The organism is Streptomyces sp. NPDC051172 (assembly GCF_040682555.1).
Lineage (GTDB): Bacteria > Actinomycetota > Actinomycetes > Streptomycetales > Streptomycetaceae > Streptomyces.
Map to the genome: position 1 here is coordinate 42,019 of NZ_JBFBBE010000050.1, position 25,862 is coordinate 67,880.

Below are 25,862 nucleotides of genomic sequence, written 5' to 3' on the forward strand. Positions count from 1 at the left end.
TGTCGTTTGGATCAGCTCGGCGACCTAGCCCTTCCCGGCCAGGTTCTGTGTGCCGATCACGGAGATGAGATCCAGCTTCTCGGCGGCCTCGGTGCCCGGCTCGGCGGAGTAGACGAGGATGTGCAGGTCGTTCTCCTCCACCCGCAGCAGGTCGCAGTCCAGCGTGAGCACACCCACCTGCGGATGCTCGACCGTCTTGCGCGAGGCCGCCAGCCGGCCGACGACGCCCGCGTCCCACAGCTGGGCGAACCGCTTGCTCTTGGTGCGCAACTCCGTGATCAGGAGCCGCAGTTGACGGTCGGCCGGATAGCGGGCGGCGGTCGTCCGCAGCTCCGAGACCATGCCGACCTGAAAGGCACGCCACTCCTCCGGGGTATGCCGCACTCGGCTCGGAAACCCGAGGAAGTTGCGCCACACGCCGTTGCGCTCGAACCCGCGCAGGCCGGACGGGTCGCCCATCAGCGCCGCGTACATCGGGTTGGCCAGCAGCAGGGTCATGGCCGCGTCGGAGACCGCGACAGGCGTGTCCACCAGCCGGTCCAGCAGCCGCTGGACGCTCGGCGTGATGAAGCCGGGCACCACGTCGGGACCCGGCGGCACCAACTCCGCCAGACCGTACAGGTACGAGCGCTCGTCCCCGGACAGCCGCAGCGCCCGGGCCAGCGCCTCGACGACCTGCCCGGAGGGGTTGGCCGCCCGCCCCTGCTCAAGACGCGTGATGTAGTCGACCGAGATCCCGGCCAGCAGGGCCAGCTCCTCGCGCCGCAGACCGGCCGCCCGCCGGTGGCCGCCGGAGGGCAGCCCCGCCGCCTCCGGGGCGACCCGGTCGCGCCAGCGCCGCAGCGCCCGTCCGAGTTCCGTCGCCGTCATGCCCCCAGTGAACACCGCGGTCCGCGCATGTGCCTGGTACTCCGAGTCCCAGGAAGACGGGTCTCCTGGCTGATGGGGGTGGCCCGGGGCAGTCTGGACGCATGACGACAACACTGATCACCGGAGCCAACAAGGGCATCGGCCACGAGACCGCCCGCCAGCTCATCGCCGCAGGTCACACCGTGTACGTGGGGGCCCGCGACGCCGAGCGCGGACGCCGGGCCGCCGAACAGCTGGGCGCACGCTTCGTCCTGCTCGACGTCACCGACGACGCCACGGTCGAGGCCGCGGCCAAGGCCATCGAGGCCGACGGCGGACTGGACGTACTGATCAACAACGCCGGGATCGAGACCCGTGGCGAGGGAAACAGCGTGCCCACCGCCGAGACCGTGACCGCCGACCAGATGCGGAACACCTTCGAGACGAACGTCTTCGGCGTCGTCCGCGTCACCCACGCCTTTCTGCCCCTGCTGCAGCGCTCGGCCGCGCCGGTGGTGGTCAACGTCAGCAGCGGCCTCGCCTCGCTGACCCATCTCTCCGACCCCGACCACCCCGCGCACTTCTACCCGGGCGTCGCCTACCCGACGTCCAAGACCGCGGTCAACATGCTCACCGTGCAGTTCGCGAAGGCCTTCCCGAACATGCGGATCAACTCCGTCGAGCCTGGCTTCACCAAGACGGACCTCAACGGAAACACCGGCACCCAGACCGTCGAGCAGGCCGCCCGGATCATCGTGCGCATGGCGCAGACCGCCCCTGACGGCCCGACCGGCGGCTTCTTCGACGTCAACGGCCCTCTGCCGTGGTGACGCGGCCCGCGCCCTGGTGAGCGCGCCGGCCACGAAACGCCGTCGGCCCGACCGCATGCGCAACCATGTGGTTGCGTATGCGGGCATGGATGTGCAACCGTTGGGTAGCGCATTCGGACGAGACGAGGTTGCCGTGATTCCCGACTCCATCGAACGGACCATCGTGATCAACGCTTCCGCGGAACGGGTCTGGTCGGTACTGACCGAACCGGCCTTCCTGGGAGACTGGTTCGGCAACGGGGAACCCGTGAAGATCGACCTGCGACCGGGCGGGCTGCTGCTGTTCGACCACGGCGTCCACGGTGCCATCCCTGCCCGTATCGAGACGGTCGAGCCGCCGCACACCTTCTCCTGGCGCTGGTCTCAGGGCGCCCCGGGCGAAGAACCGGCGGACGCCAACGCCACGCTCGTCGAGTTCACCCTCACTGCGGATGAGGCAACGGCAGGTACCCGGCTCACGATGACCGAGACCGGCTTCGCTCACCTCGGGCTGCCGGTCGAAGAGGCGGCCGACCGCCACCGCGCCAACAGCCTGAACTGGCCCGGCAAGCTCGACCGCCTGCGCACCCAGTGCGAGCACACCAAGGCATGACCGGCACGCAGGAGGGCGAACAGGCCCCCGAGGACGTCCTGCTGGCGCTGGCAGACCCGATCCGCCGGCAGATCCTCAACACCCTCGTCGGTGAAGGCGGCGCGACATCCACCTCGCTCGCCGCAGCCCTGCCCGTGACACGCCAGGCGGTGGCCAAGCATCTGGCCGTCCTCGACCGCGCCGGCCTGGTCCGCGGCCACCGCACCGGACGGGAAGTCCGCTACGAAGCGCACCTGAAGCCCCTGGAGCGCACGACCCGCTGGCTGAACGCCCTCGCCGCCCAGTGGGACCGCCGCCTCGACGCGATCAAGGACCTCGCGGAGCAGGAAGAACCGTCGTGAACACCGTCCACGTCGTCCCGGTCGACGGTCAGGTCATCGGCGAAGCGCCGGTCGCCAGTGGCGTCGGGCACGTACTTCACAGTGACAACGATCCTCAAGCTCAAGATGCCTTCTCCTTTGCAGACATCCTTGGGCATGGACAGGCAGCTGTAGGCATCACCGACCGCTGCGCCGCAGCCGCACGCGGTACGAGTAGTGCTCCGGCAGGAAGTGGCTGATGGCCAGTTCGACGAGCTGACCGGCGACCGTCTGGTAGACGCGGTCGATGCGCAGCAGCGCGCGGCCCGGTTCACAGCCCAGGTGTTCGGCGATCTCCGGCGAGGCCTCGGCGACGGTGATGCTCTGCTCGGCCTCGGCGATCGGTTCGGGCAGCCGCTGGTCGAGCAGACCGATGACGGTGAAGGCGTTCGGTGTACCTGGCAGCGTCAACTCATCGACGGACTGCAGCAGTTGGCCGACGGCGGGCGGCAGCCAGACCGACGTGTGGCAGAACGCGACGTCCTCGTGCAGCCGTAGAAAAGCGAGCTTGTGCACCCGGTCCGTGTTCAGGCCCAGTCGTCCGGCCGCGTCGACGTCGACCCGTCGGTGCAGAGGTGTGACGACGTCCATACGGGTGTCGATGGACAGCCCCATCAGGTCGTCCACCGAGCCGAACTGCCGCAGGTACTGCTCTTCCCGGGGCGTGGCGAACGTGCCGCGCCCGGGCACGCGGTAGACCAGTCCCTCGGCCACGAGGTCCTGGAACGCCCGGCGCACGGTCTGCCGGCTCACCCCGTAGTTCCCGGCCAGCTCCGCCTCGGTGGGCAGCCGGACCCCGTCCGGGTAGTCGTGCCGCAGGATCGCCGCCCGCAACTCTCTCCCGAGCCGCGAGTACGTGCTCTCCCGCTGCGGTCGCTCAGCCATCCAGACCGCCCCTTGCCACCAACTGCGCGGCGATCACGTTTCGTTGGATCTCGTTCGTGCCCTCGCCGATGATCATCAGGGGCGCGTCGCGGAAATACCGCTCCACGTCGAACTCCGTCGAATAGCCGTGACCGCCGTGAATCCGTACCGCGTCGAGCGCGATCTCCATCGCCGTCTCCGAGGCGAACAGCTTCGCCATGCCCGCCTCCATGTCGACCCGGTGCCCGGCGTCGGCCTCCCGGGCCGCGTACAGGGTCAGTTGGCGGGCGGCCGTGAGCTTGGTGGCCATGTCGGCGAGGTAGTTGCCGATGGACTGGTGGCGCCAGATGGGTTTGCCGAACGACTCCCGTTCCTGGGCGTAGCGCAGCGAGTCCTCCAGGGCCGCTCGCCCCACGCCGAGCGCCCGGGCGGCGACCTGCAGCCGCCCGGTCTCCAGCCCCTTCATCATCTGGGCGAAGCCGTGGCCCTCCTCGCCGCCCAGCAGGGCGTCGGCCGGTACGCGGTAGTCCTCGAAGGACAATTCGCAGCTCTCGACGCCCTTGTAGCCGAGTTTGGGCAGATCGCGGGAGACGACGAGGCCCGGGCCGTGCTCGGCGAGCAGGACCGAGATGCCCGCATGGCGGGGGCCGGCGGCCGGATCGGTCTTGCACAGCAGCGCGATGAGGCCGGCGCGGCGGGAGTTGGTGATCCAGGTCTTCGCCCCGTTGACCACGTACTCCCCGCCTTCGCGGCGCGCGATCGTCGTCATCGCCTGGAGGTCAGAGCCGCCGCCCGGCTCGGTGAGCGCCATCGTGGCGCGTACCGCCCCGGTCGCCAGCCTCGGCAGATACCGCTGCTTCTGCTCCTGCGTGCCGTACAGCACGAGGAGTCTGGAGACGACGGTGTGCCCGCCCATCGCTCCGGCCAGACTCATCCAGCCGCGCGCGAGTTCCTCCGTGACGAGTACGAAGCACGGTGTGGAGACCGGGTTGCCGCCGTACTCCTCCGGGATGGCCAGGCCGTAGATGCCGAGTTCCTTCATCCGCTCGATGAGGTTCTCGGGATAGGTGTCGGTGTGCTCCAGCTGCCGGACGACGGGCTTGACGTCCTTGTCGACGAACTCCCGCACGGTCCGGACGACGAGGCGTTCGTCGTCGGAGAGGATGTCCAGGACGCTCATGGGGCGCAACTCCACATCTCGGGGGTCAGATGACGGCGTCGGCGCGCAGCGCACGGATGTCGTCGGGGGAGAGGCCGAGACCGGTGAGGATCGCGTCCGTGTGCTCGCCCACCGCCGGCACGGGATCCATGCGCGCGGGGATGCCCGCGAGGTCGGCCGGTGGGAGCAGCGCCTGCACCGTCGCGCCGGGCACGGCCACCTCGCGCCAGCGCTCGCGGGCGGCCAGCACCGGATGGTCCAGGAACGCGGCGACGTCGTTGACTCCGGCGCAGGCGATGCCGATGTCCTCGAGGTCCTTGAGGAGTTCCTCGGCGTCGGAGCGGGCGCAGCGCTCGGCGACGATCGCGTTGATGTCGTCGCGGTGTGCGACACGGTCGGAGCCCGTCGCGAAGCGCGGATCATTCGTCAACCCCGGCTGGCCGAGGAAGTGCGTGCACAGGACGGCCCACTCGCGCTCGTTCTGGATGGAGAACAGCACCTGCTTGCCGTCGGCCGTCGCGAAGGCGCCGTACGGTGCGATCGTGGCGTGCTGGGTGCCGAGCCGGGCGGGCTGACTGCCGCCGTAGCGCGTGTAGTTCGCGGGCTGGCCCATCCAATCTGCCAGTGCTTCGAACAGGGACACCTCCACCGGGTGCGTCCGGCCGGTGGTGGCCCGCGTGTACAGGGCGGTGAGGACGCCCGTGTAGGCGTACATCCCGGCCGCGATGTCGGCGACGGAGATCCCGACACGCGCCGTCTCCTCCGCGGTTCCGGTGAGCGAGACCAGGCCGGTCTGGCACTGCACCAGCAGGTCGTACGACTTGCGGTCGGCCCACGGCCCGCTCGTGCCGTAGCCGGAGACCGTGCACGGGATCAGCCGCGGATAGCGCTCGGCGAGTGCGTCGACGCCGAGACCCAGCCGGCCGGCGGCGCCGGGCGCGAGATTCTGTACGAACACGTCGGCGCCGTCGAGGAGTCGGTGCAGGATCTCGATGCCCTGCGGGGCCTTCAGGTCCAGTGTGAGGGACTCCTTGGAGCGGTTGAGCCAGACGAAATAGCTGGAGTGGCCGTGCACCGTCGTGTCGTAACGGCGCGCGAAGTCGCCCTCGCCCGGCCGCTCCACCTTGATGACCCGGGCGCCGAGATCGGCGAGCTGCCGGGTGGCATAGGGAGCGGCCACGGCCTGCTCCAGACTGACCACCGTGATGCCCGACAGGGGAAGCTGCTGCACCGTCATGCCTCCTGGCCCTCGTAGGGGATGTACGCGAAGTGCTTCCGCAGCACCTCGGCCGCGCTCGTCCACGTCGGCCCGTCCGGCAGCGCCGGCTCGGTGTGCACCTCACTGCCGTCGGCGAGGGCGATGCGCGGGGAGACCCGGCCGTCGAGGAGGGAGCCGATCTCGCCCGGCAGCAGGTCGGCGTGGACGCGAGCGACGAGCGGATGGACGGTTCCCGCCGGTGTGGTCACGGTGACGGCGGTGACCACACCGCGGACCTGGTCGCGCACCTCACGCAGGGCGGCGATGGGCCGCTGCATGGCGTAGCAGCAGGGCAAGAGTTTGGCGGCCAGGCCTCGGGGGACGGCCGGGGACGCGGGGAAGTCCGCGGCGGGCTGGCCGCCGACCCGCTTCAGCCAGGCCTCCAGAACCCGCGGATCGGTGGTGGCGCCCGCCCGCGCCAGCCGTGCCGCCCGTACGCCCGCCTCGGCCGCGAACCCGACCTGCAGCGACTTGCCGTGGGCCCCGAAGGCCTCCTGCCCGCCGCCGGCGGCGGGCACGGCGAGCGCCATCGCGGTGGCGAGCCCCGTCACGTCCAGGCCGGGGGCGAGCCCGGCCGCGACCGCAGCGGCCGGGGCACCCGCGGTACAGGTTGCATGCCGGCCCGCCGCGTGGTGGCACCGGCCGAGCATCGCCCCGAGCCGTGCCATGACTCCCGCACCGGCGAGATACGCCCGCGCGCCACCGCCGGCCGCGAGCACCGCCGGGTCGGTGACCACGGAGATGTGCGTGGTGGTGTCGGTGTGCAGATCGTCGAAGTCGAGTACGTGCGCCATGGCCGCCCGGCGTGCCGCGTCCGGCAGCGGAGCGGTGACGCCGCGCTGATGCGCACGGGCGGCCGACGCGACGGCCAGGGCCCGCTCGGCGAGCGCCAGGTCGTCCGGCGTCGCGCGGTACGCGTGAGCCCACTGGGCGAGGGCGCGGGCGACGGTCAACGGTCCCCCAGGGATTGGATACCTGCCTCTGCTCGGATTTGTACGGCCAAATCCGTGACCCTGTCAACGCTGTCGTCAGCGCCATGACCTGTGTCTTGGCGCACCATGGCGATGTGTCGGAGCAGACATCGGGACCCTGGTGGGAATTTGTACACAACGACGTGTCGGGCTGAGAACCAGCCGGCCCTCGCCGCCGGCGTCAACGCCACGTCAGTGTCTGCCCGATGCCCGTCAGCGTTGCGTCATGAGCCGGCGGATCACCGGGGCGGGCAGGCATAGCGTCATGGGTGCGTCCCGTTCCGCCTCCCCGCGTTCGGGGCGCCCAGCCACCTGCCCGGCCCGGACCCCGCTCGGGCCCCCGTCTCTTGGAGGCGTTCCATGGCAGAGATCCTGTGTGGCGAAGACCCGGAACCCTCTGATCGGTTCCCGGCCGGACCCCTGTTCGTTCCCGTCCGGCCGGGACCTTCGGGGTGTGTGACGCGTGGTTTCCGCACACCTCTCGGCGACCGTACGGCTGTCGCCTTCACCTCCGAGAGCCGGCTGACCGCGGCGCTCGGGCCCGGGCAGCCGTGGATCAGGCTCGCCGAGCCGGCTCTGCGCGCGCTGACCGAACCGCTCGGCGTCACCACCATTACGGTGAATCCCCAGTTCACGGCCCGGGCGGCCGGTCCGGTGAGCCCCGTCGTTCCCGCGTTCGCTGTACGCGTCGGCTGAGAGGGAGGCCATCATGACCACCGTTCACGGCAGTTCCGTCACCACAGTCGACGGCGACCTTTCGGTCTGGCCTGCGTCCACCACCGAGCTCCGGCCGGGCGACCTGGCAGTGGGCGGCGTACCGCTCGCCGAGATCGCCGACCGCTTCGGCACACCCGTCTACGTCCTCGACGAGGCCGAGGTCCGCGACCGTTGCCGCACTTATCGAAACGCCTTCCCCGACACCGAGATCCTGTACGCGGCCAAGGCGTTCCTGCGCCGCGCGATGATCCACTGGATGTTGGTCCTTCACCACCTTGCCCGCCGCGATGAGCGGCAACTCCTCACGGAACCCGATGGATCGGAGCACCTTGGATCCATGTCCTGGCGACGGCTCAGGCCGCTTCGCCGACGCTCGGCTGAGCCATCTCCGCGGGGCCCGCGATACGGCGGGGCAGCAGCAGCGGGGTGGCCAGGGCAAGGACGCCGGCGGCGGCGATCGCCGCGCGGGGGCCGGTCAGGCCGGCCAGCAGGCCCCACAGGGCGGTCATCGCGGCGGTCGTCGCCTTGGTGGTGACCGACCACGCGGAGAGCGTGCGCGCCACCCGGCCCGTGTCCGTCTGCCGCAGCCGAATGGTGGAGTACACCGGGTTGAAGACGGCACAGGACACGATCACCCCCAGCTCCACGACCATGACGAGCACCAGCCCCGCCGTGCCGGGCCCGACGAAGGCGAGGCCGATCGGCCAGCACGCGCGCAGCGTCCCCGAGACGAGCAGTACCCGGCGCTCTCCGAACCGCGGCACGAGCCGGCGCGCCAGCCGCGAGCCGATCAGGCCGCCGACGCTGGGTACGGAGAAGGCCAGGCCGTACTGCCACGCCGCGAAGCCGAGATCGCCGACCATCAGCACGGCGAGCAGCGGAAGCGACACCATGATCAGGGCGTTGTACAGCACGGTGTTGAAGAACATCGGTCGCAGCGTCGGATGGCCCAGGATGTACCGCCATCCTTCGAGCAGGCTGCCGGCGGGCGCCCGCCCTCGCTCCGGCCGTACGGGATGCGTCTCGGTCCCGCCGATCGCGCGGATCCCGACGGCCGACAGCAGGAAGCTCACCGCATTGGCGACCACGGTCATCACCGGCCCGAACAGGCCCATCGCGGCGCCGCCCAAGGGCGGCCCGAGAATGGTCGCCGTCCACTGGGTCGCCTCGAACCGCGCGTTCGCAGCGAGCAGGTCCTCCGGCGGCAGCAACGACTTGACGAAGGCCCCGCTCGCCGCGGTGAAGCTGATGTCGGCCGCGCCGACGACGATCGACACAACCAGAAGTTGTACGAAGGTGAGCGCGCCGAGCGCGAACGCGACCGGAACGGTCAGCAGCACCCCACAGCGGACCAGATCCATGGACATCATCACGGGCCGCTTGCGACGGAACTCCATCCACGGCCCGAGCGGCGTCGCCACCGCCGCCCCCACCGCGAGCCCGGCCGCCGACAGCACCGCCACCTCGGTCGCCCCGGCATGCAGCACGATCACCGCGATCAGCGAGAACGAGTCGAAGGCGAGCCATGTGCCGACCGCGCTGACGGCGTACGCCCCCCACAGCCACCCGAACTGCCGCCCCAGCGCCCGCCCGCCCCGCATACCGGCCTCCCCGCTCCGCTCGAATCCCGACCGGCGACATCAAAGCCGGTCACACGGCGCCGGGGCAAACAACCGACGCGCCGGTCACCCGACAACCGGAAGTTGTAGACCGACGGACAACCGGACGTTGTAGAAAGGTGCACGTGGACATCGACGCAGTGCGCACTTTCGTGGCCGTCGCCGACGCGGGACAGTTCCGGGAGGCCGCCCTCGGCCTGGACGTCACCCAGCAGGCCGTGTCCAAGCGGGTCGCCGCGCTGGAGAAGGACCTCGGCGCGCGGTTGTTCACCCGCACGGCCCGTGGCGCCCAGCTCACCGTCGACGGCCAGGTCTTCCTGCCCCACGCCCGCGAACTCCTGCAGGCCGAGGAACGCGCCGCCGCCTCCGTACGGCCCGGTCGTCGCGCCCTGCGCGTCGACGTGATCGGCCGCCGGCTCGCCCCGGCCGACCTGGTCCGGGACTTCCACCGCGCCCACCCCGACTCGGCCCTCGACGTCGTGACGCTCTTCGACGCCGACGCGGCGATCTCCGCGGTGCGCTCCGGCACCATCGACGCGTCCTTCCGCGCTCTCACGCTTCCCGCGCGGCAGCTGCCCGAGGGCATCGAGGCAGCCCGCGTCCACGACGAGCCCCTCGAACTCCTCACCGGACCCCGGCACGCGCTCGCTTCGGCCCGCGCCGTCACCCCGGCCCAGCTTGCCGGGCACCGGATCTGGATGCCCGGCAACGTCGCGGGCACCGAATGGGCCGCCTACTACGACGACCTGGCCGCGGCCTTCGGCTTCACCATCGAGGTCACCGGTCCCGACTTCGGCACCGAACCGCTCCTCGACACCATCGCCGACTCCTCGCTGCTCGCGACCTTCGTCGGCGTACAGACCCGCATGGTCTGGCCGGCCGACCACGACCTGCGTCGCATCCCCGTGCGCGACCCGACGCCCGTCTACCCGCACTCGCTGATCTGGCGCGCCGACAACCTGCATCCGGCGCTGGCCTCGCTCCGCGCCCACCTCGGCACAGCCCGGCGGGACGCCGACACCTGGACCCCGAAATGGGCCCAGTGACGGTCAGTTGCGGGTGTCCCGGTCGGGGCCGGTGCGCAGCCCCCGGACCATGACGGCGATCGCGCCGCCTCCTCGTCGCCGAGGGCGAAGTCGAAGACGTCGATGTTCTCGCGTATGCGGGCGGGTGGGACGGACTTCGGGATCAACACGTCGGAGACGCCGACCGCGCGGATGCGGCCGTCGCCCGCAAGCTTCTCGATGGCCTGCCAGAACTCCCGGTACGGGTCGCGGGCCCGGAGTGGGCCCTGGTCGGCGTTCTGCAGCTGGGTGGTGACGAACAGTTCCCGGCGGGTGATGCCGGAGGAGGCGAGGGCGGTGCCGACTCCGGCCTCGTCGCCGTGGACGGCGGCCGTGTCGATGCCGCGGTACCCGGCGCTCACCGCGAAGGTGGTCCCGGCGTCGGGGACCTGGAAGACGCCGAAGCCGAGCTGGGGGATCTCGACGCCGTTGTCGAGGGCGACGGTGGGGGCATGTTCGTTGCGTTCCTTGCGAGTTGGTGGATCAGTGCCGTGCGGCGGCCGGGATGTGCTCGGCGGGTGCGGACGCGGCCACGACACGGCCGGCCGGACGGGTGCGGCGGTCCAGGAAGGCCGCCAGGAAGGACAGGAGCAGCGCGCTGCCGGCCAGCAGGGCACCGACCCGGCTCGGCGCCGTGTAGCCGAGCCCGGCGGAGATGACGAGACCGCCGAGCCAGGCGGACAGTGCGTTGCCGAGGTTGAAGGCACCGATGTTTGCGGCGGAGGCCAGCGTCGGGGCGGCCGAGGCCTGGTCGAGCACCCACTTCTGCAGCGGGGGCACGGAGGCGAAGCCCAGCGCACCGATCAGCGTCAGGGTGACGGCGGCGAGAACCTTGTTGTGGGCGGTCGCCGTGAACAGCAGCAGTGTCAGGGAAAGGGCACCGAGCGCGGTGAACAGCATGGGCATGAGGGCACGGTCGGCGAACCGGCCGCCCACCAGGTTGCCCAGGAACATCCCGGCTCCGAACAGCACCAGCAGCCAGGTCACCGCACCGGCCGAGTAACCGGCGACCTCCGTCATCATCGGCGTGATGTAGGTGATCGCGGCGAACACCCCGCCGAAGCCGAGGACCGTCATCGCCATCGCGATCCAGACCTGCACATTGCGGAAGGCGGCGAACTCGGTACGGATGGTGCCGGACTCCGGACGGCCCAGCTCGGGCACCAGCTTCGCCACCCCGACGAGGCCCGCGATGCCCAGCGCGGCGACCGCGGTGAAGGTGACCCGCCATCCGGCGGCCTGGCCGATGTAGGTGCCCAGCGGGACGCCCACGACGTTGGCGACGGTCAGGCCCGTGAACATCAGGGAGATCGCGGACGCCTTCTTCTCCGGCGCGACCAGGCCGGCCGCGACCACGGAGCCGATGCCGAAGAACGCGCCGTGCGCGAGGGAGGCGATCACCCGGCCGACGAGCATGAGGCCGAAGGTGGGTGCGAACGCGGACAGCATGTTGCCCACCACGAAAAGGCCCATGAGGAACATGAGCATCTTCTTGCGGGAGACCTTGGTGCCGAGGACCGTCAGCAGGGGCGCACCGAAGACGACGCCCAGGGCGTAGCCGGAGACGAGCCAGCCGGCGGTGGGGATGGAGACACCGAAGTCACCCGCGACCTCGGGCAGCACGCCCATGATCACGAATTCCGTGGTGCCGATCCCGAAGGCCCCGATGGCCAGGGCCAGGAGGGCGAGAGGCATGGGAACCACCTTTCCAAGCGATTGCGCGTAACGCTTACAGGCGTCGACAATAGTTGCAGACGCGCTATAGATGCAATCGCATCGAATGGCTGGGGCGGGTAGTAGGTGTCTGCAAGTATTGGCGCATGGGAGAACCCCCGCAGCGACGACTCCGGCGGCGGGGGTCTGGAGGTCAGGCAGGAACGCGAAGCGTCTCGACGGCTTGGACCAGCGGGGCGAGTTCCGGGCTCTGGGCGGCCTCGTCCAGGGCCTCGCGCAGGGCCGCCTCGTTGGTCGGACGGGCCTCCTCCAGGAGCCGGAGGCCGGGCTCGGTGACGTTGGTGTAGATGCCGCGCCGGTCGGTGGGGCACAGGTAGCGGGTCAGGAGCCCGCGGTCCTCCAAGCGCGTGACCAGCCGGGTCGTGGCGCTCTGGCTGAGGACCACCGCGTCGGCGACCTGCTTCATCTGCAGGTGTCCGCCCTCCCCGTCGTGCTGGCGGCTCAGCACGTCCAGCAGGGAGTATTCGCGCACGCTCAGATCGTGCCCGGCCTGCAGGGCGCGCTCGATGTGGGCCTCGATCCTGCCGTGCAACAGCGACAGGGCGGACCAGCTCGATGCGAGCGCGGTGAGTGCCGGATCCGTCGCGGTCATGGGCTGGGTCCTCCGTCCCGAAGTGTCTGCGGTCCAGGATAGGGCATCTGTGAAATTGTCGGCGGGGGCCGGTAGGGCGCGTGCGCAAGGGGTGTCGGGTCGCGTTCTCCGCCTTCCGCCTGGTACACCCATGGCATGGCAGACGAGGAATCCAGTCGTTTCGTAGCGGGGCAGACGGCGCTCGTCGTACCCGTACCCGAGGCGGAAGCGGTGGTCCGGGAGTGGCGGGACCGTTTCGACCCGGCGGCCCGATCCGGTGTACCGGCCCACGTCACAGTGCTCTTCCCCTTCCTGCCCGCCTCCCTCGTGGACGCCGGGACCTGCGCCGCCCTGGACGAGATCTTCGGGCGCCACCCCTCCTTCGAGGTGTGGTTCGAGAAATCCGGACGGTTTCCCGGGGTGCTCTACCTCGCGCCCACCCCCGACGCTCCGTTCCGCAGGCTCACCGAGGCGGTCGTCGAGCGCTGGCCGGAAGCCCCGCCGTACGGCGGAAAGTACGACCCCCATCCGCATCTCACGGTCGCCCAGGGCCAGGACGAAGCCGTACTGGACGAGATCGAGGCCGGCCTGCGTCCCGCCCTCCCCTTCGCAGCTCGCGTGCCCACGGTCGACCTCGTGGCCTACGACGGCACCACCTGGCTGCACCGGGCGTCGTTCGCCCTCCGGTAGCAGCCCGGGATCCACGCCCACGTCGCCCGAAACCCCTTGGCCGCCGCACCGGCCTCGCCGATATCGTCCGGACTCCCGACCGCCGCCCGCGCCCCCGCTACTGCGCCAGCAACCGCCGCAGCCAGTCCAGATGGGCCGCCCGGGCCGCCTGGGACAGCGTTGCCTGGGGGGCGAAGCCGTCGAAGCCGTGGAAGCCGCCCGGCCACACATGGAGCTCGGCCACTCCGCCGGCCTGCCAGATCCGGGAGGCGTAGGCCACCGTCTCGTCGCGGAAGGTCTCCGCGGAACCGACGTCGAGGAAGGCCGGGGGCAGGCCGGACAAGTCCTCGGCGCGGGCGGGCGCGGCGTACGGCGGTACGTCCGCCCCGCCGCGCTCCTCGCCCAGCAGCGCCGTCCAGCCGGTCTCGTTGGCGGTGCGGTCCCAGAGGCCGAGGCCCGCCATCTGGTACGTGGACGGGCTGTCGTTGCGGTCGTCCAGCATCGGGCACATCAGCACCTGGCCCAGCGGCCGCGGGCCCTTGCGGTCCCGGGTCAGCAGGGCCAGCGCCGCACTCAGCCCGCCGCCCGCACTGGCGCCCGCGATCACGATCCGCTCCGGGTCGGCACCGAGCTCTTCGGCGTGCTCCGCCGTCCACAGCAGACCGGCGTACACGTCCTCGATCTGCGCCGGATAGGGATGCTCCGGTGCCAGCCGGTACTCCACCGACACCACGACCGCGTCCAGTTGCTGCGCCCACGCGAGGGGTACGTCCACACCGACCCTGTTGTTGCCGATGACCAGGCCGCCGCCGTGGACGTGGTAGACGACGGGCCGCGGACCGGCGGTCGGCGATGCTGCGGGGCGGCAGACCAGCAGGGAGATGTCGGGTGCGTTCTCGGGGCCGGGCACGGTGCGGTCCTCGACCTCGAAGAACCCGTCCGCGGTCAGGTCGAGCTGGGCGAGCATCTCGATGCCCGGGCCCTGGCGCACCAGGTCGATCTCGTCGAGGGTGAGACCGGGTTGGATCGCGTCCTTGATCAGCTCGAGTGCTGCGGCAAGTTCGGGATCGAACGGGGGCGGGACCAGGGTCATGACTGTCTCCTCACGCACGGCGCGGCGGCTCTGGCCGACATGATTCATGCCCCGGCCCCCGCACGGACCTCCGCCGTCCGGCGGAATCTGCCCGCCGGACGGCGGGTGACCGCCCGATATCCGCTCATGACCCTCTGTTCACCTGCGAGGGGTGGAAAGGGCATGGCTCGCCGACAACGCTGTCACATCCCCCACCTGCACCAGGAGCAGCACCTATGTACATGGCGGCGGCGGGCAAGGCAGCTGTACTTCCTGATCGGCGGGCTGCTGAAGAAGCTGGTCCACCTCAGCCACGGCCTGTCGATCACCCTCGGGTTCACACGCTGAGGGCGGGGCCGTCTTGACTTCGAGAGCGCTCGAAGTTCTAGCGTCTCCGGGGACGGCAAGGGTCCAGGCGGACGGAGACGGTCATGCGGGTGGGCGTACACATCAACCGGTTCAACCACAGCGGCGGAGGACCCGCCCTCGGCGCCGAGCTCGCCGCGACGGGCGCCGCGGCCGAGGCGGCCGGGATCAGCAGGCTGTCGGTCATGGACCACTACTTCCAGATGGAGTTCAACGGCGGTGCCGAGGACCCCATGCTGGAGGCCTACACGACCCTCGGCTATCTCGCGGGCCGCACCTCCACCGTTCAGCTGGGGGCGCTGGTGACCGGTGTGACCTACCGGCATCCCGGCCTGCTCGCCAAGATCGCCACCACGCTTGACGTCCTGTCCGGCGGCCGCGCCACCCTCGGCATCGGCGCGGCCTGGTACGACCGCGAGCACGAAGGCCTCGGCGTACCGTTCCCGCCGCTCGCCGAGCGCTTCGAACGGCTGGAGGAGACACTGCGGATCTGTCTGCAGATGTGGGACCCGCAGGCCAACGGCCCCTTCGAGGGCAAGCACTACGAACTGGCCGAGACCCTGTGTGTACCGGCGCCGGTCAGCAGCCCCCACCCCGAGATCATGATCGGCGGCGGGGGCGAGAAGAAGACCCTGCGCCTGGTCGCCCGGTACGGCGATGCCTGCAACCTGTTCGCGACCTCGCCGGAGGAGGTCCGCCACAAGCTCGACGTGCTGCGTGGGCACTGCGAGGCCGAGGGGCGCGACTACGACCGGATCCGGAAGACGGTCGCCTACATGGGCGAGTCGGCCACGGCCGGCGACCTGGACGCCTTCACGCGGGACATCTCGGGCTACACCAAGCTCGGCCTGGACACCGTGATCCTCGTGCCGCGTCTCGGGGAGCCCGCGGCGTGGATCGAGAGCTTCGCGGCCCCGGCCGTTCAACGGCTGGCCGGGCTGGAGTGAGGCTCCGCGGGACCACTGCGCGAGACGACGCGCATCCCGCAGCCGTCGACCACCCGGACCTGCAGCGAGCCGCAGCCGCAACGCGTCCACTCCGTGCGGCCCGCCGCGGTGCTGTGCCTCGACACCACCTGGAAGGGCTCGGCGTCGTCCGGCCAACCGCAGTGCGGGCAGCCGGTGCCGGTCGTGCTGGTCATGGCAACTCCTCGTACGTCCTGACTGGTGGACCGTCGCGACACAGCCAGGGTGCAGCGCAGCATCCGTACACGTCCAGGTTGACTTTGTGGACCCGACCTTGAAGCCTGGGCTTCATGATTGACCTGCGCCGACTGCACGTGCTGCGGGCGGTGGCCCACTACGGCACGGTCACCGCGGCCGCCCGCGCCCTGCACTTCACCACGTCCGCGGCCTCCCAGCAGATCCGCCAGCTCGCCCGTGACCTCGGTGTCGACCTGCTGGAACCGCAGGGCCGCGGGGTGCGGCTCACCCCGGCCGCCGAGAGCCTGCTCGCGCATGCGGACGCGATCCAGGCCCGCTGGGAGCAGGCCGAGATGGACCTGCGCGCCGAACACGCTCCTGCCGGGCCGCTGCGCGTGAGCGGGTTCCCGGTGGCCATCTCGGTGCTGCTGGCGCCGATGGCGGTCCGGCTGCACGAGCGCCATCCGCGGCTTTCCGTGCGCATCCAGGAGGCCGGCGTCCTCGACAGCTTCGACCTGCTCTTCGAGGGGGACACCGACCTGGCCGTCGTCGAGGCCACCCCGCACAACCCGCCTCTTGGCGACGCCCGCTTCGACCAGCAGCCGCTCCTGGACGACCCGTTCGACCTCGTCGTCCCCGAGGACCACCCGCTGGCCGGGCGTGCGCGCGTCGACCTGGCCGACGCGGCGCACGAGGACTGGATCGCCCCGGTGGCGGACAGCCCCTGTCGCCCGCACGTGCTGTCCGCCTGCGGCGAGGCCGGGTTCAGCCCGGGCATCGTCCATCACGCGCTGGACTGGAACGTCACGGCCCACCTGGTCGCGAGCCGCCTGGGCGTCGCACTGATCCCACGGCTGGCCCAGCTGACCGGGCACTTGCCGATCACCCGCGTGCGCTGCACCGGCAACCCGCACCGCAAGCTGCTCACCTGCACCCGCCGGGGCGCCCGGGAACGGCCCGCGGTCGCGGCCGCACTGGAGGAACTGCGCGAACTGGCACCCTCGGCCGTGGCCTGACACGGAAGTGGCCGACATCCGGACCTGACGCACACAAGGGCCGGAGCTTTTGCTCCGGCCCTTCAGGTTCTGCTGCAGGTTGCGCCGACTCAGGCGGCAGCGGCCTCGTCCGCGTGGCCGTGGATGCGGGCGATGACCTCGGTCAGCTGCGCGGCGACCTCGGCGTCGTCGGCCGGGTGGGTCTCGGCGAAGCGGACCACGGAGCCGGGGATGGAGAGCTTGACGTCCTCCAGCACCTTGCCGCCGGCGATGCCCACGGCCTTGCGGGTCTCGTCCTGCGCCCACACGCCGCCGAACTGGCCGAAGGCGGTGCCGACCACGGCGACCGGCTTGCCGCCGAAGGCGCCGGCGCCGTAGGGGCGGGACAGCCAGTCGATGGCGTTCTTGAGGACGGCCGGGATGGTGCCGTTGTACTCGGGGGAGAAGAACAGGAACGCGTCGGCGTCCTGCGCGGCCTCGCGCAGCTTCGTGGCGGCGGCCGGGACGCTGCCCTCGACGTCGATGTCCTCGTTGTAGAAGGGGATCTCGGCCAGGCCCTCGAACAGCACGACGTCCGCGCCCTCAGGGGCGAGCTTGACGGCCGCCTCGGCGAGCTGGCGGTTGTGCGAACCGGCGCGAAGGCTGCCGACGAGCGCAAGGATGCGAACAGACATGGAGTACTCCAGAGGATGCTGAAACATTGCCGTTACGATCCGGACCAAGGTCCGTTTATTGTTGTAGCACCCTAACCGGACCGCGGTCCAGTTTTGTTCCCGATGCTTTACGCTGTCTTCATGTCCGCCACGCTGCCGCCCTTCCCGAGGCCTCAAGAGCCCACCGGCGAGCCTGAGTTGCTGCAGCTCAGCTCCGCCGGGGACGAGCCGTGCCTGCGCGCCGACGCCGCCCGCAACCGGGCCCGGCTGCTGGAGGCGGCCACCCGGCTGATCGCGGAGCACGGGGCGGCCGGGGTCACCATGGAGGCGGTCGCCGCGGCGGCCAATGTGGGCAAGGGCACCGTCTTCCGCCGCTTCGGCGACCGCACCGGGCTGCTGACGGCGCTGCTCGACCATTCGTCGAGGAAGCTGCAGGCCGACTTCCTCGGCGGACCGCCGCCGCTGGGCCCCGGGGCGCCGGCGATCGAGCGGCTGCGCGCGTTCGGGGTGGCGGTGCTGTATCGCTCGGTCGAGCAGCTGGACCTGCAACTGGCCGCCCAGCCGGAATCCACCCGCCGCTTCGCCCACCCCTCGATCAGGGCGCTGCACACACATGTCACGATCCTGCTGCGGCAGATCGCCCCGGACGCCGACTGCGAACTCCTCGCCCAGACTCTTATGGGTTATCTCGATCCCGCCCTGATCCACCATCTGACCGAGCAGTGCGGCATGCCCCTGGAGCGCCTGGAGAAGGGCTGGATCGACCTGGTCGACCGCGTCACCCGCAGCGGCCCGCCCTGCTGAGTCCCGCTCGGCCGCGGTCGGTGACGCCCCGCCTGTGGTCTCGGCCACAGGTTCTGCAAAGATGCCGTACGTCATGGTGCAGATACCGAAAACGCCCGCGTCCTCGTCGCCCGCACCGCGCTCCGTGCCCACGAGCGCAGATGTGGCCCGCCTGGCCGGCGTCTCGCGCGCGACCGTCTCCTACGTCCTCAACAACGCCGGCGCCGTACGGATCAGCGAGCCCACGCGCCGCCGTGTCCACGAGGCCGCCAAGGAACTGGGGTATGTGCCGCACGCGGCCGCCCGCAGCCTGCGCGCCGGACACAGCCGCATGGTCCTGATGCCCGCGCCGAGCTTCCCGGTCGGCCCCCTCTACAGCCAGTTCATCAGCGAGCTGCAGTGGGCGCTGGGCCGCCTCGACTACACGGTCGTGCAGTACGGCTCCGTAGGCGTGCACGGCGACGAGGCCGCCCGCGCCTGGGCCGAACTGCGCCCGGTCGCCGTCCTGGTGCCCGGCCCCGGCTCCCTCACTCCACAGGGCGTGACCCTGCTCAAGCGCTCCGGCGCCCGGGCCGTCGTCACCCTCGGCCCCGACTCCGTCGACGGCGCCCACGCCCTGCTGATGGACCACGAGGCCGTCGGCCACTGCGCCGGCAGCCACCTCTTCGACCGCGGCCGGCGCCGCATCGGCGTCGTCGTGCCCGAGGAGGACGGCCTGGAGTCCTTCTCCCTGCCCCGCCTCGACGGAGTGCGCCGCGCCCTGCGCGCCATCGACGCCACCGTCACCGAACTGCCCCTCGGCTACGAGGAGGAATCCGCCGCGCGCCTCGCCGCCCGCTGGCGCGAGCTCGACCTGGACGCCGTGTTCGCGTACAACGACGAGTACGCGATGCTGCTGATGCGCGCCCTGCAGGACACGGGGGTGCGCATCCCGGAGGACACGGCCGTGATCGGCGCCGACGACCTCATGCTCGGCCGGCTGCTCAGGCCCCGGCTGAGCACGGTCCACATCGAGCTGCCGTCCGGCCGCGACCTCGCCGAACTGGTCGACCGCGCGGTCCGCAACCCCGGTGCCGCGCCCGAGACGCACAAGGTGCTGGGAGCCACGGTGGTCCACCGCGACTCCAGCTGAACCCCCGGGAGGCGCCCATGCGCACGACGGTCGGCATCATCGGCGGCGGCCCCGCCGGGCTGCTCCTGGCCCGGCTGCTGCACCGCACGGGCATCGACTGCGTCGTCCTGGAGGCCAGGACCCGCGAGTACGTCGAGCACCGTCAGCGCGCCGGAATGCTGGAACAGGGCACCGTCGACGCCCTGCGCGAGGCAGGCGTCGCCGACCGCCTGAACGCCGAAGGCCTGGTGCACCAGGGCATCGAGCTGCGCTTCGACCGCGAACGCCACCACATCGACTTCCCGGCCCTCACCGGCGGCCGCACCGTCACCATCTACGCCCAGACCGAGATCGTCAAAGACCTCGTCGCCCTCCAACTGACCGACGGGCCACCCCTGTTGTTCGAGGCGGAGGCCCTCGCGATCGAGAAGCCGGAGAGCGCCTCGCCCGTCGTGCGTTTCCTGCACGAGCGCCGCGAGCAGACGCTGACCTGCGACTGGGTGATCGGCTGCGACGGCTTCCACGGCATCTCCCGCGACACCTTCCCCGCCGCGAGCAGCCGCTCGTACGCGCACGACTACCCGTACTCCTGGCTCGGCATCCTCGCCGACGTGGCACCGTCCTGCGACGAACTGATCTACGCCCGCGGCGAGAGCGGCTTCGCCCTGCACAGCATGCGCTCCCCGCACCTGTCCCGCCTCTACCTCCAGGTCCCGAACCACACCGACCCCGACGACTGGCCCGACGACCGCATCTGGGAGGAACTCGCCGCGCGCTTCGCCGTCGACGCCGACTGGACCCTGCACCGCGGCCCGATCACCGCCAAGTCCGTGACGTCGATGCGCAGCTACGTCCACGAACCCTTGCGCCACGGCAGGCTGCTGCTGGCCGGCGACGCCGCCCACATCGTGCCGCCCACCGGGGCCAAGGGCCTCAACCTCGCCGTCTCCGACGTACGTGTCCTCGCCCGCGCCTTCGCCGAGCTGCACCGCAGCGGATCCGAGCAACTCCTCGACACCTATTCGGAGATCTGCCTCGCACGAGTGTGGCAGGCCACGCGCTTCTCCTACGACATGACTAAGATGTTGCATGCTCAACCAGATGGGGATGCGTTCGAGAACCGCCTGCAGTTGACACGTCTGCGCCGGATCGCCGCATCCCGCCACGCGGCCGCCGAACTGGCCGCCAACTACACGGGACTTCCGCTGACGACCTGAGTCCCGCCGGTGACGAAACGGAGAGCCGTCATGCCGCTGCTCGACCCGAAGACCTGGCAGCCCCGACACCTGTCGGGACCGGAATACGCCGTGACGGAGCCCGCCACCGGGGACACCCTCGCGACCGTCACCCTCGCCTCGGCAGAGGACGTCGGCACGGCCGCCGAGGCCGCCCGCACCGCTCAGACCGAGTGGGCCCGCGTCCCGCACTTCGTCCGCGCCGGCGTCCTGCGCAAGGCCGGCGACCTGTTCGCCGCGCACGCCGACGAGCTGCGCGAATGGCTCGTCCGCGAGTCCGGCTCCATCCCCGGCAAGGCCGAATTCGAGCTGCACGTCGCCGCCCAGGAGTGCTACGAGGCCGCCGCCCTCGCCTCCCGCCCGGCCGGACAGATCCTGCCCAGCGAGGCACCCCGGCTGTCGTACACGCGACGCATCCCGGTCGGCGTGGTCGGCGTGATCTCCCCCTTCAACGCCCCGCTGATCCTCTCGATCCGCTCGGTCGCCCCGGCCCTCGCGCTGGGCAACGCGGTCGTGCTGAAGCCGGACCCGCGCACGGCGGTCTGCGGCGGGCTCTCCCTCGCCGCGGTCTTCGCCGAGGCCGGCCTGCCCGAGAACCTGCTGCACGTCCTGCCGGGCGGCCCGGACGTCGGCCAGGCGCTGGTCGCCGACCCGAAGGTCCCCGTCATCTCCTTCACCGGCTCCACGGCAGCGGGCCGCGCGGTCGGCGAGGCGGGCGGCCGCCACCTCAAGCGCGTCCACCTGGAACTCGGCGGCAACTCCGCCATGGTCGTCCTCGAGGACGCCGACCTCGACGCGGTGATCTCCACGGCCGCCTGGGGCTCGTTCTTCCACCAGGGCCAGATCTGCATGACGACCGGCCGCCACCTGGTGCACCAGTCACTCTACGAGGAGTACGTCGAGCGCCTCGCCGCCAAGGCCGACTCCCTCGCCGTCGGCGACCCGCACCGCGAGCAGGTCCACCTCGGCCCGATCATCGACGACAACCAGCTCGCCAAGGTGCACGGCCTGGTCGAGGCCAGCACCTCCCGCGGCGCCAAACTGGCCGCGGGCGGCACCCACGACCGCCTCTTCTACCGGCCGACGGTTCTCGCGGGCGTCGACGACCAGAGCCCCGCCTACGCCGAAGAGGTCTTCGGCCCGGTCGCTCCCGTACGGTCCTTCGCCACCGCCGACGAGGCGGCAGCCCTGGCCTCGGCGGGGGAGTACGGCCTGTCCCTGGGCATCGTCACCCGCGACACGGCTCGCGGCCTCGACCTCGCCGAACGCATCCCGACCGGCATCGTCCACATCAACGACCAGACGGTCAACGACGAGGCCGTGGCCCCCTTCGGAGGCATCGCCGCGTCCGGCACCGGCGCCCGCTTCGGCGGCGAGGCCAACCTGGAGGCCTTCACCGACGTGCGCTGGACGACGGTGCGCGGTGACGTGGCGCCGTACCCGTTCTGATCCGGGTGACTACTGGCCGTTCTGCTCGGCCTGCGCCTGCTGCTCCGCGACCGCCTTGCGGACCTCGTCCATGTCCAGCTTGCGGGCCTGGCCGATGACATCCGTCAGGGCGGCCTCGGGCAGCGCGCCCGGCTGCGCGAACACCGCGACCTGGTCGCGGACGATCATCAGCGTCGGGATCGACTGGATACCGAAGGCCGCGGCCAGCTCCGGCTGCGCCTCGGTGTCGATCTTGCCGAACACCAGGTCCGGGTTGTCCTCGGCCGCCTTCTCGTAGACCGGCGCGAACTGACGGCACGGCCCGCACCACGACGCCCAGAAGTCGATCAGGACGAAGTCGTTGTCCGTGACCGTCTGGTCGAAGTTCTCCTTGGTGAGCTCCACGGTGCTGCTCATGACCTGAAATCCCTCTTCCTGCTGTCGGGGCGAAGCCGTCGGCACAACGCGGCCGGCCGGTCACGTATTCCGCGCCCCTACCCCTGTGGCCTGAGGCCACACCACCCACCAGACTGACCCCATGACGGAAACGGAAACCATCGCGTACGACGTCGTGGTGCTCGGGGCCGGCCCCGTGGGGGAGAACGTCGCCGACCGCACCCGCGCGGCCGGCCTGTCCACCGCGGTCGTGGAGAGCGAGCTGGTCGGCGGCGAGTGCTCGTACTGGGCCTGCATCCCCAGCAAGGCCCTGCTGCGCCCGGTCATCGCCCGCGCGGACGCCCGCCGGGTGCCCGGCCTGCGCCAGTCGGTGCAGGGCCCCCTCGACGCCGCCGCGGTCCTCGCGCACCGCAACTACTACACCTCCGACTGGCACGACGACGGCGCCGCCGGCTGGCTGGACGGCATCGGCGCCGACCTCCACCGCGGCCACGGCCGCCTGACCGGCCCGCGCACGGTGACCGTCACCGGCTCCGACGGCGGACAGAAGGTGCTCACCGCCCGGCACGCCGTCGCCGTCTGCACCGGCACCGACGCCGTACTGCCCGACCTGCCGGGTCTGGCCGACGTCAAGCCGTGGACCAGCCGGAACGCCACCAGCGCGCAGGAGGCGCCCGGCCGTCTGGTCGTGGTGGGCGGGGGAGTGGTCGCCACCGAGATGGCCACCGCCTGGCAGGCCCTCGGCTCCCAGGTCACCGTCCTGGTCCGCGGCAAGGGCCTGCTGGGCCGCATGGAACCCTTCGCCGGGGAACTGGTCGCCGAGGCCCTCACCGAGGCCGGCGCGGACGTCCGCACCGGCACCTCGGTCGAGTCGGTCACTCGCGAGAACGGCACGGTCGTGGTGCTGACCGACCAGGGAGACCGCATCGAGGCCGACGAGATCCTCTTCGCCACCGGCCGCCGCCCGAAGACCGGCGACATCGGACTGGACACGGTGGGCCTGGAGCCGGGCAGCTGGCTTCCGGTCGACGACAGCCTGCGTGTGACCGGCACCGACTGGCTCTACGCGGTCGGCGACGTCAACCACCGCGCCCTCCTGACCCACCAGGGCAAGTACCAGGCCCGCATCGCGGGCGCCGCCATCGCCGCCCGCGCCTCCGGCGTTCCGCTCCTGGAGTCGGACCCCTGGGGCGCCCACGCCGCCACCGCCGACCACCACGCCGTACCCCAGGTCGTCTTCACCGACCCGGAGGCGGCCGCCGTCGGCCTCTCCCTCGCCGAGGCGGAACAGGCCGGCCACCGGGTACGGGCCGTGGACGTCGACATGACCTCCGCATCCGGTGCCGGCCTGTACGCCGACGGCTACCGCGGCCGCGCCCGCATGGTCGTGGACCTGAACGAGGAGATCCTGCGCGGAGTCACCTTCGTCGGCCCCGGCGTCGGCGAACTCATCCACTCGGCGACCATCGCGGTCGCCGGCCAGGTCCCGATCAGCAGGCTCTGGCACGCGGTGCCGTCGTTCCCGACGATCAGCGAGGTGTGGCTGCGGCTGCTGGAGGCGTACCGCGACAACTGACGGCCCGGGAACGGGACTTCAGGCGGACACCACCAGCTCCAGGTAGTCCTCGTTCCACAGGTCCTCCTCGGACTCCGGCAGCAGCAGCACCCGGTCCGGGCGCAGCGCCGCGACGGCGGCCTCGTCGTGGGTGACCATGACGATCGCGCCCGGATACGTGCCCACCGCGGCCAGGACCTCGGCGCGGGAGGCCGGGTCCAGGTTGTTGGTGGGCTCGTCCAGGAGCAGCACGTTCGCGCCGGAGTGGACCAGGGCGGCCAGGGCGAGGCGGGTCTTCTCCCCGCCGGACAGGACCTCGACGCGCTTGTGGACGTCGTCCCCCCTGAACAGGAACGAGCCCAGCACACCGCGGACTTCGCCGTCCGTCAGGTGCGGCGCGGCCGACGCGAGATGGGCGCCGACCGTCGACTCGGCGTCCAGCGTGTCGTGTTCCTGAGCGAAGTAGCCGAGCCGCAACCCGGGCCCGGGCACCAGCCTGCCGCCGTCGGGCGCGACCTGACCGGCCAGGATCCGCAACAGGGTGGTCTTTCCGGCCCCGTTGGGCCCGAGGACCACCAGACGACTGCCCCGCTCGACCGACAGATCCACGCTGCTGAGGACCTGTTGACCGCCGTACGACTTCGTCAGGCCGATCGCACCCAGCGGGATCCGCCCGCACGGTGCGGGCTCGGGCAGTCGGATGCGGGCCACCTTGTCCGCGCGCCGCACCGGTTCGAGCTCGGCCAGCAGGCGGTCGGCCCGCCGGGCCATGTTCTTCGCGGCCACCGCCGTCGACGCGCGGGCGCGCATCTTGTTCGCCTGCGTGTGCAGCGACGCCGCCTTGCGCTCCGCGCCTGCCCGCTCCCGCGCCCGCCGCCGCTCGTCGGCCGCACGCTGGGCGAGGTAGGTGTCCCAGCCGGTGTTGTGTACGTCGATCGCGGCGCGCTGCGGATCCAGGTGGAAGACCCGGTTGACGGTGTCGGCGAGCAGGGAGGTGTCGTGGCTGATCAGGACCATCCCCGCGTGATGGCTCCTCAAGAACGAGCGCAGCCACGCGATCGCGTCCACATCCAGGTGGTTCGTAGGCTCGTCGAGCAGCAGGGTGCCGTGGTCCGCGAACAGGATGCGGGCCAGTTCCACCCGGCGGCGTTGCCCGCCCGACAGCGCACCGAGCGGCCGGCCGAGCAGGTCGTCCGGCAGGCCGAGCCCGGCGGCGATCCGAGCCGCCTCGGCCTCCGCCGCATACCCACCACGGGCCTCGAACTCGGCCTCCGCCCGCACATAGGCGTCCATCGCCCGCTCCGACCCGTCGGCCATCGCCGCCTCGGCACACCGCAGGTCGCGTACGGCCTCGTCGAGGCCGCGCGCGGACAGGATGCGGTCGGTGACCGTGACCGCCGCGTCGGCTGCTCGCGAGTCCTGCGGCAGGTGGCCGACCGCACCGGTACGGGCGACGGTCCCTGCGGCCGGACGCAGCGTGCCGGCAAGGGTGCTGAGCAGGGTGGTCTTTCCGGCGCCGTTGCGGCCCACCAGGCCGATGCGGTCGCCGGGGGAAACGTGGAAGGAGATGCCGGACAGCAGCAGACGGGCGCCGACGCGCACGTCGACATCACGAACGGTGATCATGAGAAACGCTCCGAAGCAAGCAAAGAGGACACACGGGTGGCGTGAAAGCGGGTCCTGTAGCTAGGAGATTCGGGGCGTGGACATGCGGCCAGCGTAGCGGTGGCGGCCGGACGGGCGCCTGGGATTTTTTGACGCGCATGCCTCCTTGCGCCAAGGCCGGGAAGTTAAGGCTGGCTGGGGCGCTGTCCAGGCGCGGGTGGGCGTGCTGGCCCTGCGGTGAATGACGAACGGGACCGCTGGTAGA

At 71.3% G+C, this 25,862-nt stretch carries 27 protein-coding genes and 3 pseudogenes; 15 read left to right on the plus strand and 15 right to left on the minus strand.

What is annotated here, in order from left to right; all coding sequences use genetic code 11:
- Positions 1–24 precede the first annotated feature (24 nt).
- On the minus strand, positions 25–870 hold the full coding sequence (locus AB0N07_RS27505) for a helix-turn-helix transcriptional regulator (protein ID WP_365839472.1): 846 nt from the start codon (positions 868–870) through the stop codon (positions 25–27).
- A gap of 101 nt (positions 871–971) precedes the next feature.
- Here AB0N07_RS27505 and AB0N07_RS27510 point away from each other — a divergent pair, with 101 nt between their 5' ends.
- The 3 genes from AB0N07_RS27510 (at position 972) to AB0N07_RS27520 (ending at position 2,612) form a co-directional block, all read left to right on the plus strand.
- Entirely contained in the window at positions 972–1,679 is a 708-nt protein-coding gene (locus AB0N07_RS27510; protein ID WP_365839474.1) for an SDR family oxidoreductase, read from the plus strand.
- Between the two features lie 133 nt (positions 1,680–1,812).
- Complete coding sequence (locus tag AB0N07_RS27515; RefSeq protein WP_365839476.1) at positions 1,813–2,271, plus strand: SRPBCC domain-containing protein; 459 nt, start codon at positions 1,813–1,815, stop codon at positions 2,269–2,271.
- Complete coding sequence (locus tag AB0N07_RS27520; protein ID WP_365839478.1) at positions 2,268–2,612, plus strand: metalloregulator ArsR/SmtB family transcription factor; 345 nt, start codon at positions 2,268–2,270, stop codon at positions 2,610–2,612. Before AB0N07_RS27515 ends, AB0N07_RS27520 begins: the two co-directional genes overlap by 4 nt.
- Here the strand turns inward: AB0N07_RS27520 and AB0N07_RS27525 are convergent.
- The 5 genes and pseudogenes from AB0N07_RS27525 to AB0N07_RS27545 form a co-directional block, all read right to left on the minus strand.
- Positions 2,612–2,716: pseudogene (locus tag AB0N07_RS27525) on the minus strand (electron transfer flavoprotein subunit beta); the annotation flags it as partial. The gene AB0N07_RS27520 and the pseudogene AB0N07_RS27525 overlap by 1 nt on opposite strands.
- 52 nt (positions 2,717–2,768) lie before the next feature.
- The gene (locus AB0N07_RS27530; RefSeq protein WP_365839480.1) at positions 2,769–3,515 is read right to left on the minus strand and encodes a GntR family transcriptional regulator; all 747 of its coding nucleotides are present in this window, start codon (positions 3,513–3,515) and stop codon (positions 2,769–2,771) included.
- Positions 3,508–4,674, minus strand: a complete 1,167-nt coding sequence (locus tag AB0N07_RS27535; protein WP_365839482.1) for an acyl-CoA dehydrogenase family protein — start codon at positions 4,672–4,674, stop codon at positions 3,508–3,510. The genes AB0N07_RS27530 and AB0N07_RS27535 overlap by 8 nt, the downstream gene beginning before the upstream one ends.
- 25 nt (positions 4,675–4,699) lie before the next feature.
- Positions 4,700–5,890, minus strand: coding sequence for a CaiB/BaiF CoA-transferase family protein (locus AB0N07_RS27540; RefSeq protein ID WP_365839484.1), 1,191 nt, complete (start codon positions 5,888–5,890; stop codon positions 4,700–4,702).
- Positions 5,887–6,864 carry an MmgE/PrpD family protein gene (locus tag AB0N07_RS27545; RefSeq protein ID WP_365839486.1) on the minus strand — a complete coding sequence of 326 codons (978 nt, stop codon included), beginning with the start codon at positions 6,862–6,864 and terminating at the stop codon, positions 5,887–5,889. Before AB0N07_RS27545 ends, AB0N07_RS27540 begins: the two co-directional genes overlap by 4 nt.
- A 378-nt stretch (positions 6,865–7,242) precedes the next feature.
- Here AB0N07_RS27545 and AB0N07_RS27550 point away from each other — a divergent pair, with 378 nt between their 5' ends.
- Together AB0N07_RS27550 and AB0N07_RS27555 are read left to right on the plus strand one after the other, a co-directional pair.
- Positions 7,243–7,578: an SAV_915 family protein gene (locus AB0N07_RS27550; RefSeq protein WP_365839488.1), complete on the plus strand. Its 336-nt coding sequence runs from the start codon at positions 7,243–7,245 to the stop codon at positions 7,576–7,578.
- Positions 7,579–7,591: 13 nt separating this feature from the next.
- Positions 7,592–7,858 (plus strand): annotated as a pseudogene (locus AB0N07_RS27555) (diaminopimelate decarboxylase); the annotation flags it as partial.
- A gap of 94 nt (positions 7,859–7,952) precedes the next feature.
- Here the strand turns inward: AB0N07_RS27555 and AB0N07_RS27560 are convergent.
- Complete coding sequence (locus AB0N07_RS27560) at positions 7,953–9,200, minus strand: MFS transporter (RefSeq protein WP_365839490.1); 1,248 nt, start codon at positions 9,198–9,200, stop codon at positions 7,953–7,955.
- A 143-nt stretch (positions 9,201–9,343) separates the two neighbouring features.
- Here AB0N07_RS27560 and AB0N07_RS27565 point away from each other — a divergent pair, with 143 nt between their 5' ends.
- Positions 9,344–10,264, plus strand: coding sequence for a LysR family transcriptional regulator (locus tag AB0N07_RS27565; RefSeq protein ID WP_365839492.1), 921 nt, complete (start codon positions 9,344–9,346; stop codon positions 10,262–10,264).
- A 3-nt stretch (positions 10,265–10,267) separates the two neighbouring features.
- On the opposite strand, the pseudogene AB0N07_RS27570 reads toward AB0N07_RS27565, so the two are convergent.
- The 3 genes and pseudogenes from AB0N07_RS27570 to AB0N07_RS27580 all read right to left on the minus strand — a co-directional run bounded on the left by AB0N07_RS27570 (position 10,268) and on the right by AB0N07_RS27580 (position 12,608).
- Positions 10,268–10,701: pseudogene (locus tag AB0N07_RS27570) on the minus strand (hypothetical protein).
- 64 nt (positions 10,702–10,765) lie between these two features.
- On the minus strand, positions 10,766–11,977 hold the full coding sequence (locus AB0N07_RS27575; protein WP_365839494.1) for an MFS transporter: 1,212 nt from the start codon (positions 11,975–11,977) through the stop codon (positions 10,766–10,768).
- Positions 11,978–12,149: 172 nt separating this feature from the next.
- Positions 12,150–12,608, minus strand: a complete 459-nt coding sequence (locus AB0N07_RS27580) for a MarR family transcriptional regulator (RefSeq protein ID WP_365839496.1) — start codon at positions 12,606–12,608, stop codon at positions 12,150–12,152.
- Between the two features lie 135 nt (positions 12,609–12,743).
- On the opposite strand from AB0N07_RS27580, the gene AB0N07_RS27585 reads away from it, so the two are divergent.
- Positions 12,744–13,277, plus strand: coding sequence for a 2'-5' RNA ligase family protein (locus tag AB0N07_RS27585; protein ID WP_365839498.1), 534 nt, complete (start codon positions 12,744–12,746; stop codon positions 13,275–13,277).
- Positions 13,278–13,374: 97 nt separating this feature from the next.
- Here the strand turns inward: AB0N07_RS27585 and AB0N07_RS27590 are convergent, their stop codons facing one another.
- A complete protein-coding gene (locus AB0N07_RS27590) occupies positions 13,375–14,349 on the minus strand; it encodes an alpha/beta hydrolase (RefSeq protein ID WP_365839500.1) in 975 nt (324 codons plus the stop codon).
- A gap of 162 nt (positions 14,350–14,511) precedes the next feature.
- Between AB0N07_RS27590 and AB0N07_RS27595 the strand changes: the two genes are divergently transcribed.
- Together AB0N07_RS27595 and AB0N07_RS27600 are read left to right on the plus strand one after the other, a co-directional pair.
- Positions 14,512–14,676 (plus strand): hypothetical protein, encoded by a 165-nt coding sequence (locus tag AB0N07_RS27595; protein WP_365839502.1) that lies wholly within the window; start codon positions 14,512–14,514, stop codon positions 14,674–14,676.
- Between the two features lie 83 nt (positions 14,677–14,759).
- A complete protein-coding gene (locus AB0N07_RS27600) occupies positions 14,760–15,641 on the plus strand; it encodes an LLM class F420-dependent oxidoreductase (protein ID WP_365839504.1) in 882 nt (293 codons plus the stop codon).
- On the opposite strand, the gene AB0N07_RS27605 is transcribed toward AB0N07_RS27600, so the two are convergent.
- Entirely contained in the window at positions 15,617–15,835 is a 219-nt protein-coding gene (locus AB0N07_RS27605) for a hypothetical protein (protein WP_365839506.1), read from the minus strand. The genes AB0N07_RS27600 and AB0N07_RS27605 overlap by 25 nt on opposite strands.
- A 114-nt stretch (positions 15,836–15,949) precedes the next feature.
- Between AB0N07_RS27605 and AB0N07_RS27610 the strand changes: the two genes are divergently transcribed.
- The gene (locus tag AB0N07_RS27610) at positions 15,950–16,852 is read left to right on the plus strand and encodes a LysR family transcriptional regulator (protein ID WP_365839508.1); all 903 of its coding nucleotides are present in this window, start codon (positions 15,950–15,952) and stop codon (positions 16,850–16,852) included.
- Positions 16,853–16,941: 89 nt separating this feature from the next.
- Here the strand turns inward: AB0N07_RS27610 and AB0N07_RS27615 are convergent, their stop codons facing one another.
- Entirely contained in the window at positions 16,942–17,505 is a 564-nt protein-coding gene (locus AB0N07_RS27615; RefSeq protein ID WP_365839510.1) for an NAD(P)H-dependent oxidoreductase, read from the minus strand.
- A 102-nt stretch (positions 17,506–17,607) separates the two neighbouring features.
- Between AB0N07_RS27615 and AB0N07_RS27620 the strand changes: the two genes are divergently transcribed.
- From AB0N07_RS27620 to AB0N07_RS27635, 4 genes are all read left to right on the plus strand, one after another.
- Positions 17,608–18,288, plus strand: a complete 681-nt coding sequence (locus AB0N07_RS27620) for a helix-turn-helix domain-containing protein (RefSeq protein ID WP_365839512.1) — start codon at positions 17,608–17,610, stop codon at positions 18,286–18,288.
- A 61-nt stretch (positions 18,289–18,349) separates the two neighbouring features.
- A complete protein-coding gene (locus tag AB0N07_RS27625) occupies positions 18,350–19,399 on the plus strand; it encodes a LacI family DNA-binding transcriptional regulator (RefSeq protein ID WP_365839514.1) in 1,050 nt (349 codons plus the stop codon).
- A 17-nt stretch (positions 19,400–19,416) separates the two neighbouring features.
- Positions 19,417–20,595: a 4-hydroxybenzoate 3-monooxygenase gene (locus AB0N07_RS27630; protein ID WP_365839516.1), complete on the plus strand. Its 1,179-nt coding sequence runs from the start codon at positions 19,417–19,419 to the stop codon at positions 20,593–20,595.
- A gap of 30 nt (positions 20,596–20,625) precedes the next feature.
- Complete coding sequence (locus AB0N07_RS27635) at positions 20,626–22,062, plus strand: benzaldehyde dehydrogenase (protein ID WP_365839518.1); 1,437 nt, start codon at positions 20,626–20,628, stop codon at positions 22,060–22,062.
- A gap of 9 nt (positions 22,063–22,071) precedes the next feature.
- Here AB0N07_RS27635 and trxA read toward each other — a convergent pair whose 3' ends face one another.
- On the minus strand, positions 22,072–22,458 hold the full coding sequence (trxA, locus tag AB0N07_RS27640) for a thioredoxin (RefSeq protein ID WP_099933232.1): 387 nt from the start codon (positions 22,456–22,458) through the stop codon (positions 22,072–22,074).
- 121 nt (positions 22,459–22,579) lie between these two features.
- Here trxA and AB0N07_RS27645 point away from each other — a divergent pair, with 121 nt between their 5' ends.
- Complete coding sequence (locus AB0N07_RS27645; protein WP_365839521.1) at positions 22,580–24,013, plus strand: NAD(P)/FAD-dependent oxidoreductase; 1,434 nt, start codon at positions 22,580–22,582, stop codon at positions 24,011–24,013.
- An 18-nt stretch (positions 24,014–24,031) separates the two neighbouring features.
- Here the strand turns inward: AB0N07_RS27645 and AB0N07_RS27650 are convergent, their stop codons facing one another.
- On the minus strand, positions 24,032–25,618 hold the full coding sequence (locus tag AB0N07_RS27650) for an ABC-F family ATP-binding cassette domain-containing protein (protein WP_365839523.1): 1,587 nt from the start codon (positions 25,616–25,618) through the stop codon (positions 24,032–24,034).
- Between the last annotated feature and the right edge of the window lie 244 nt (positions 25,619–25,862).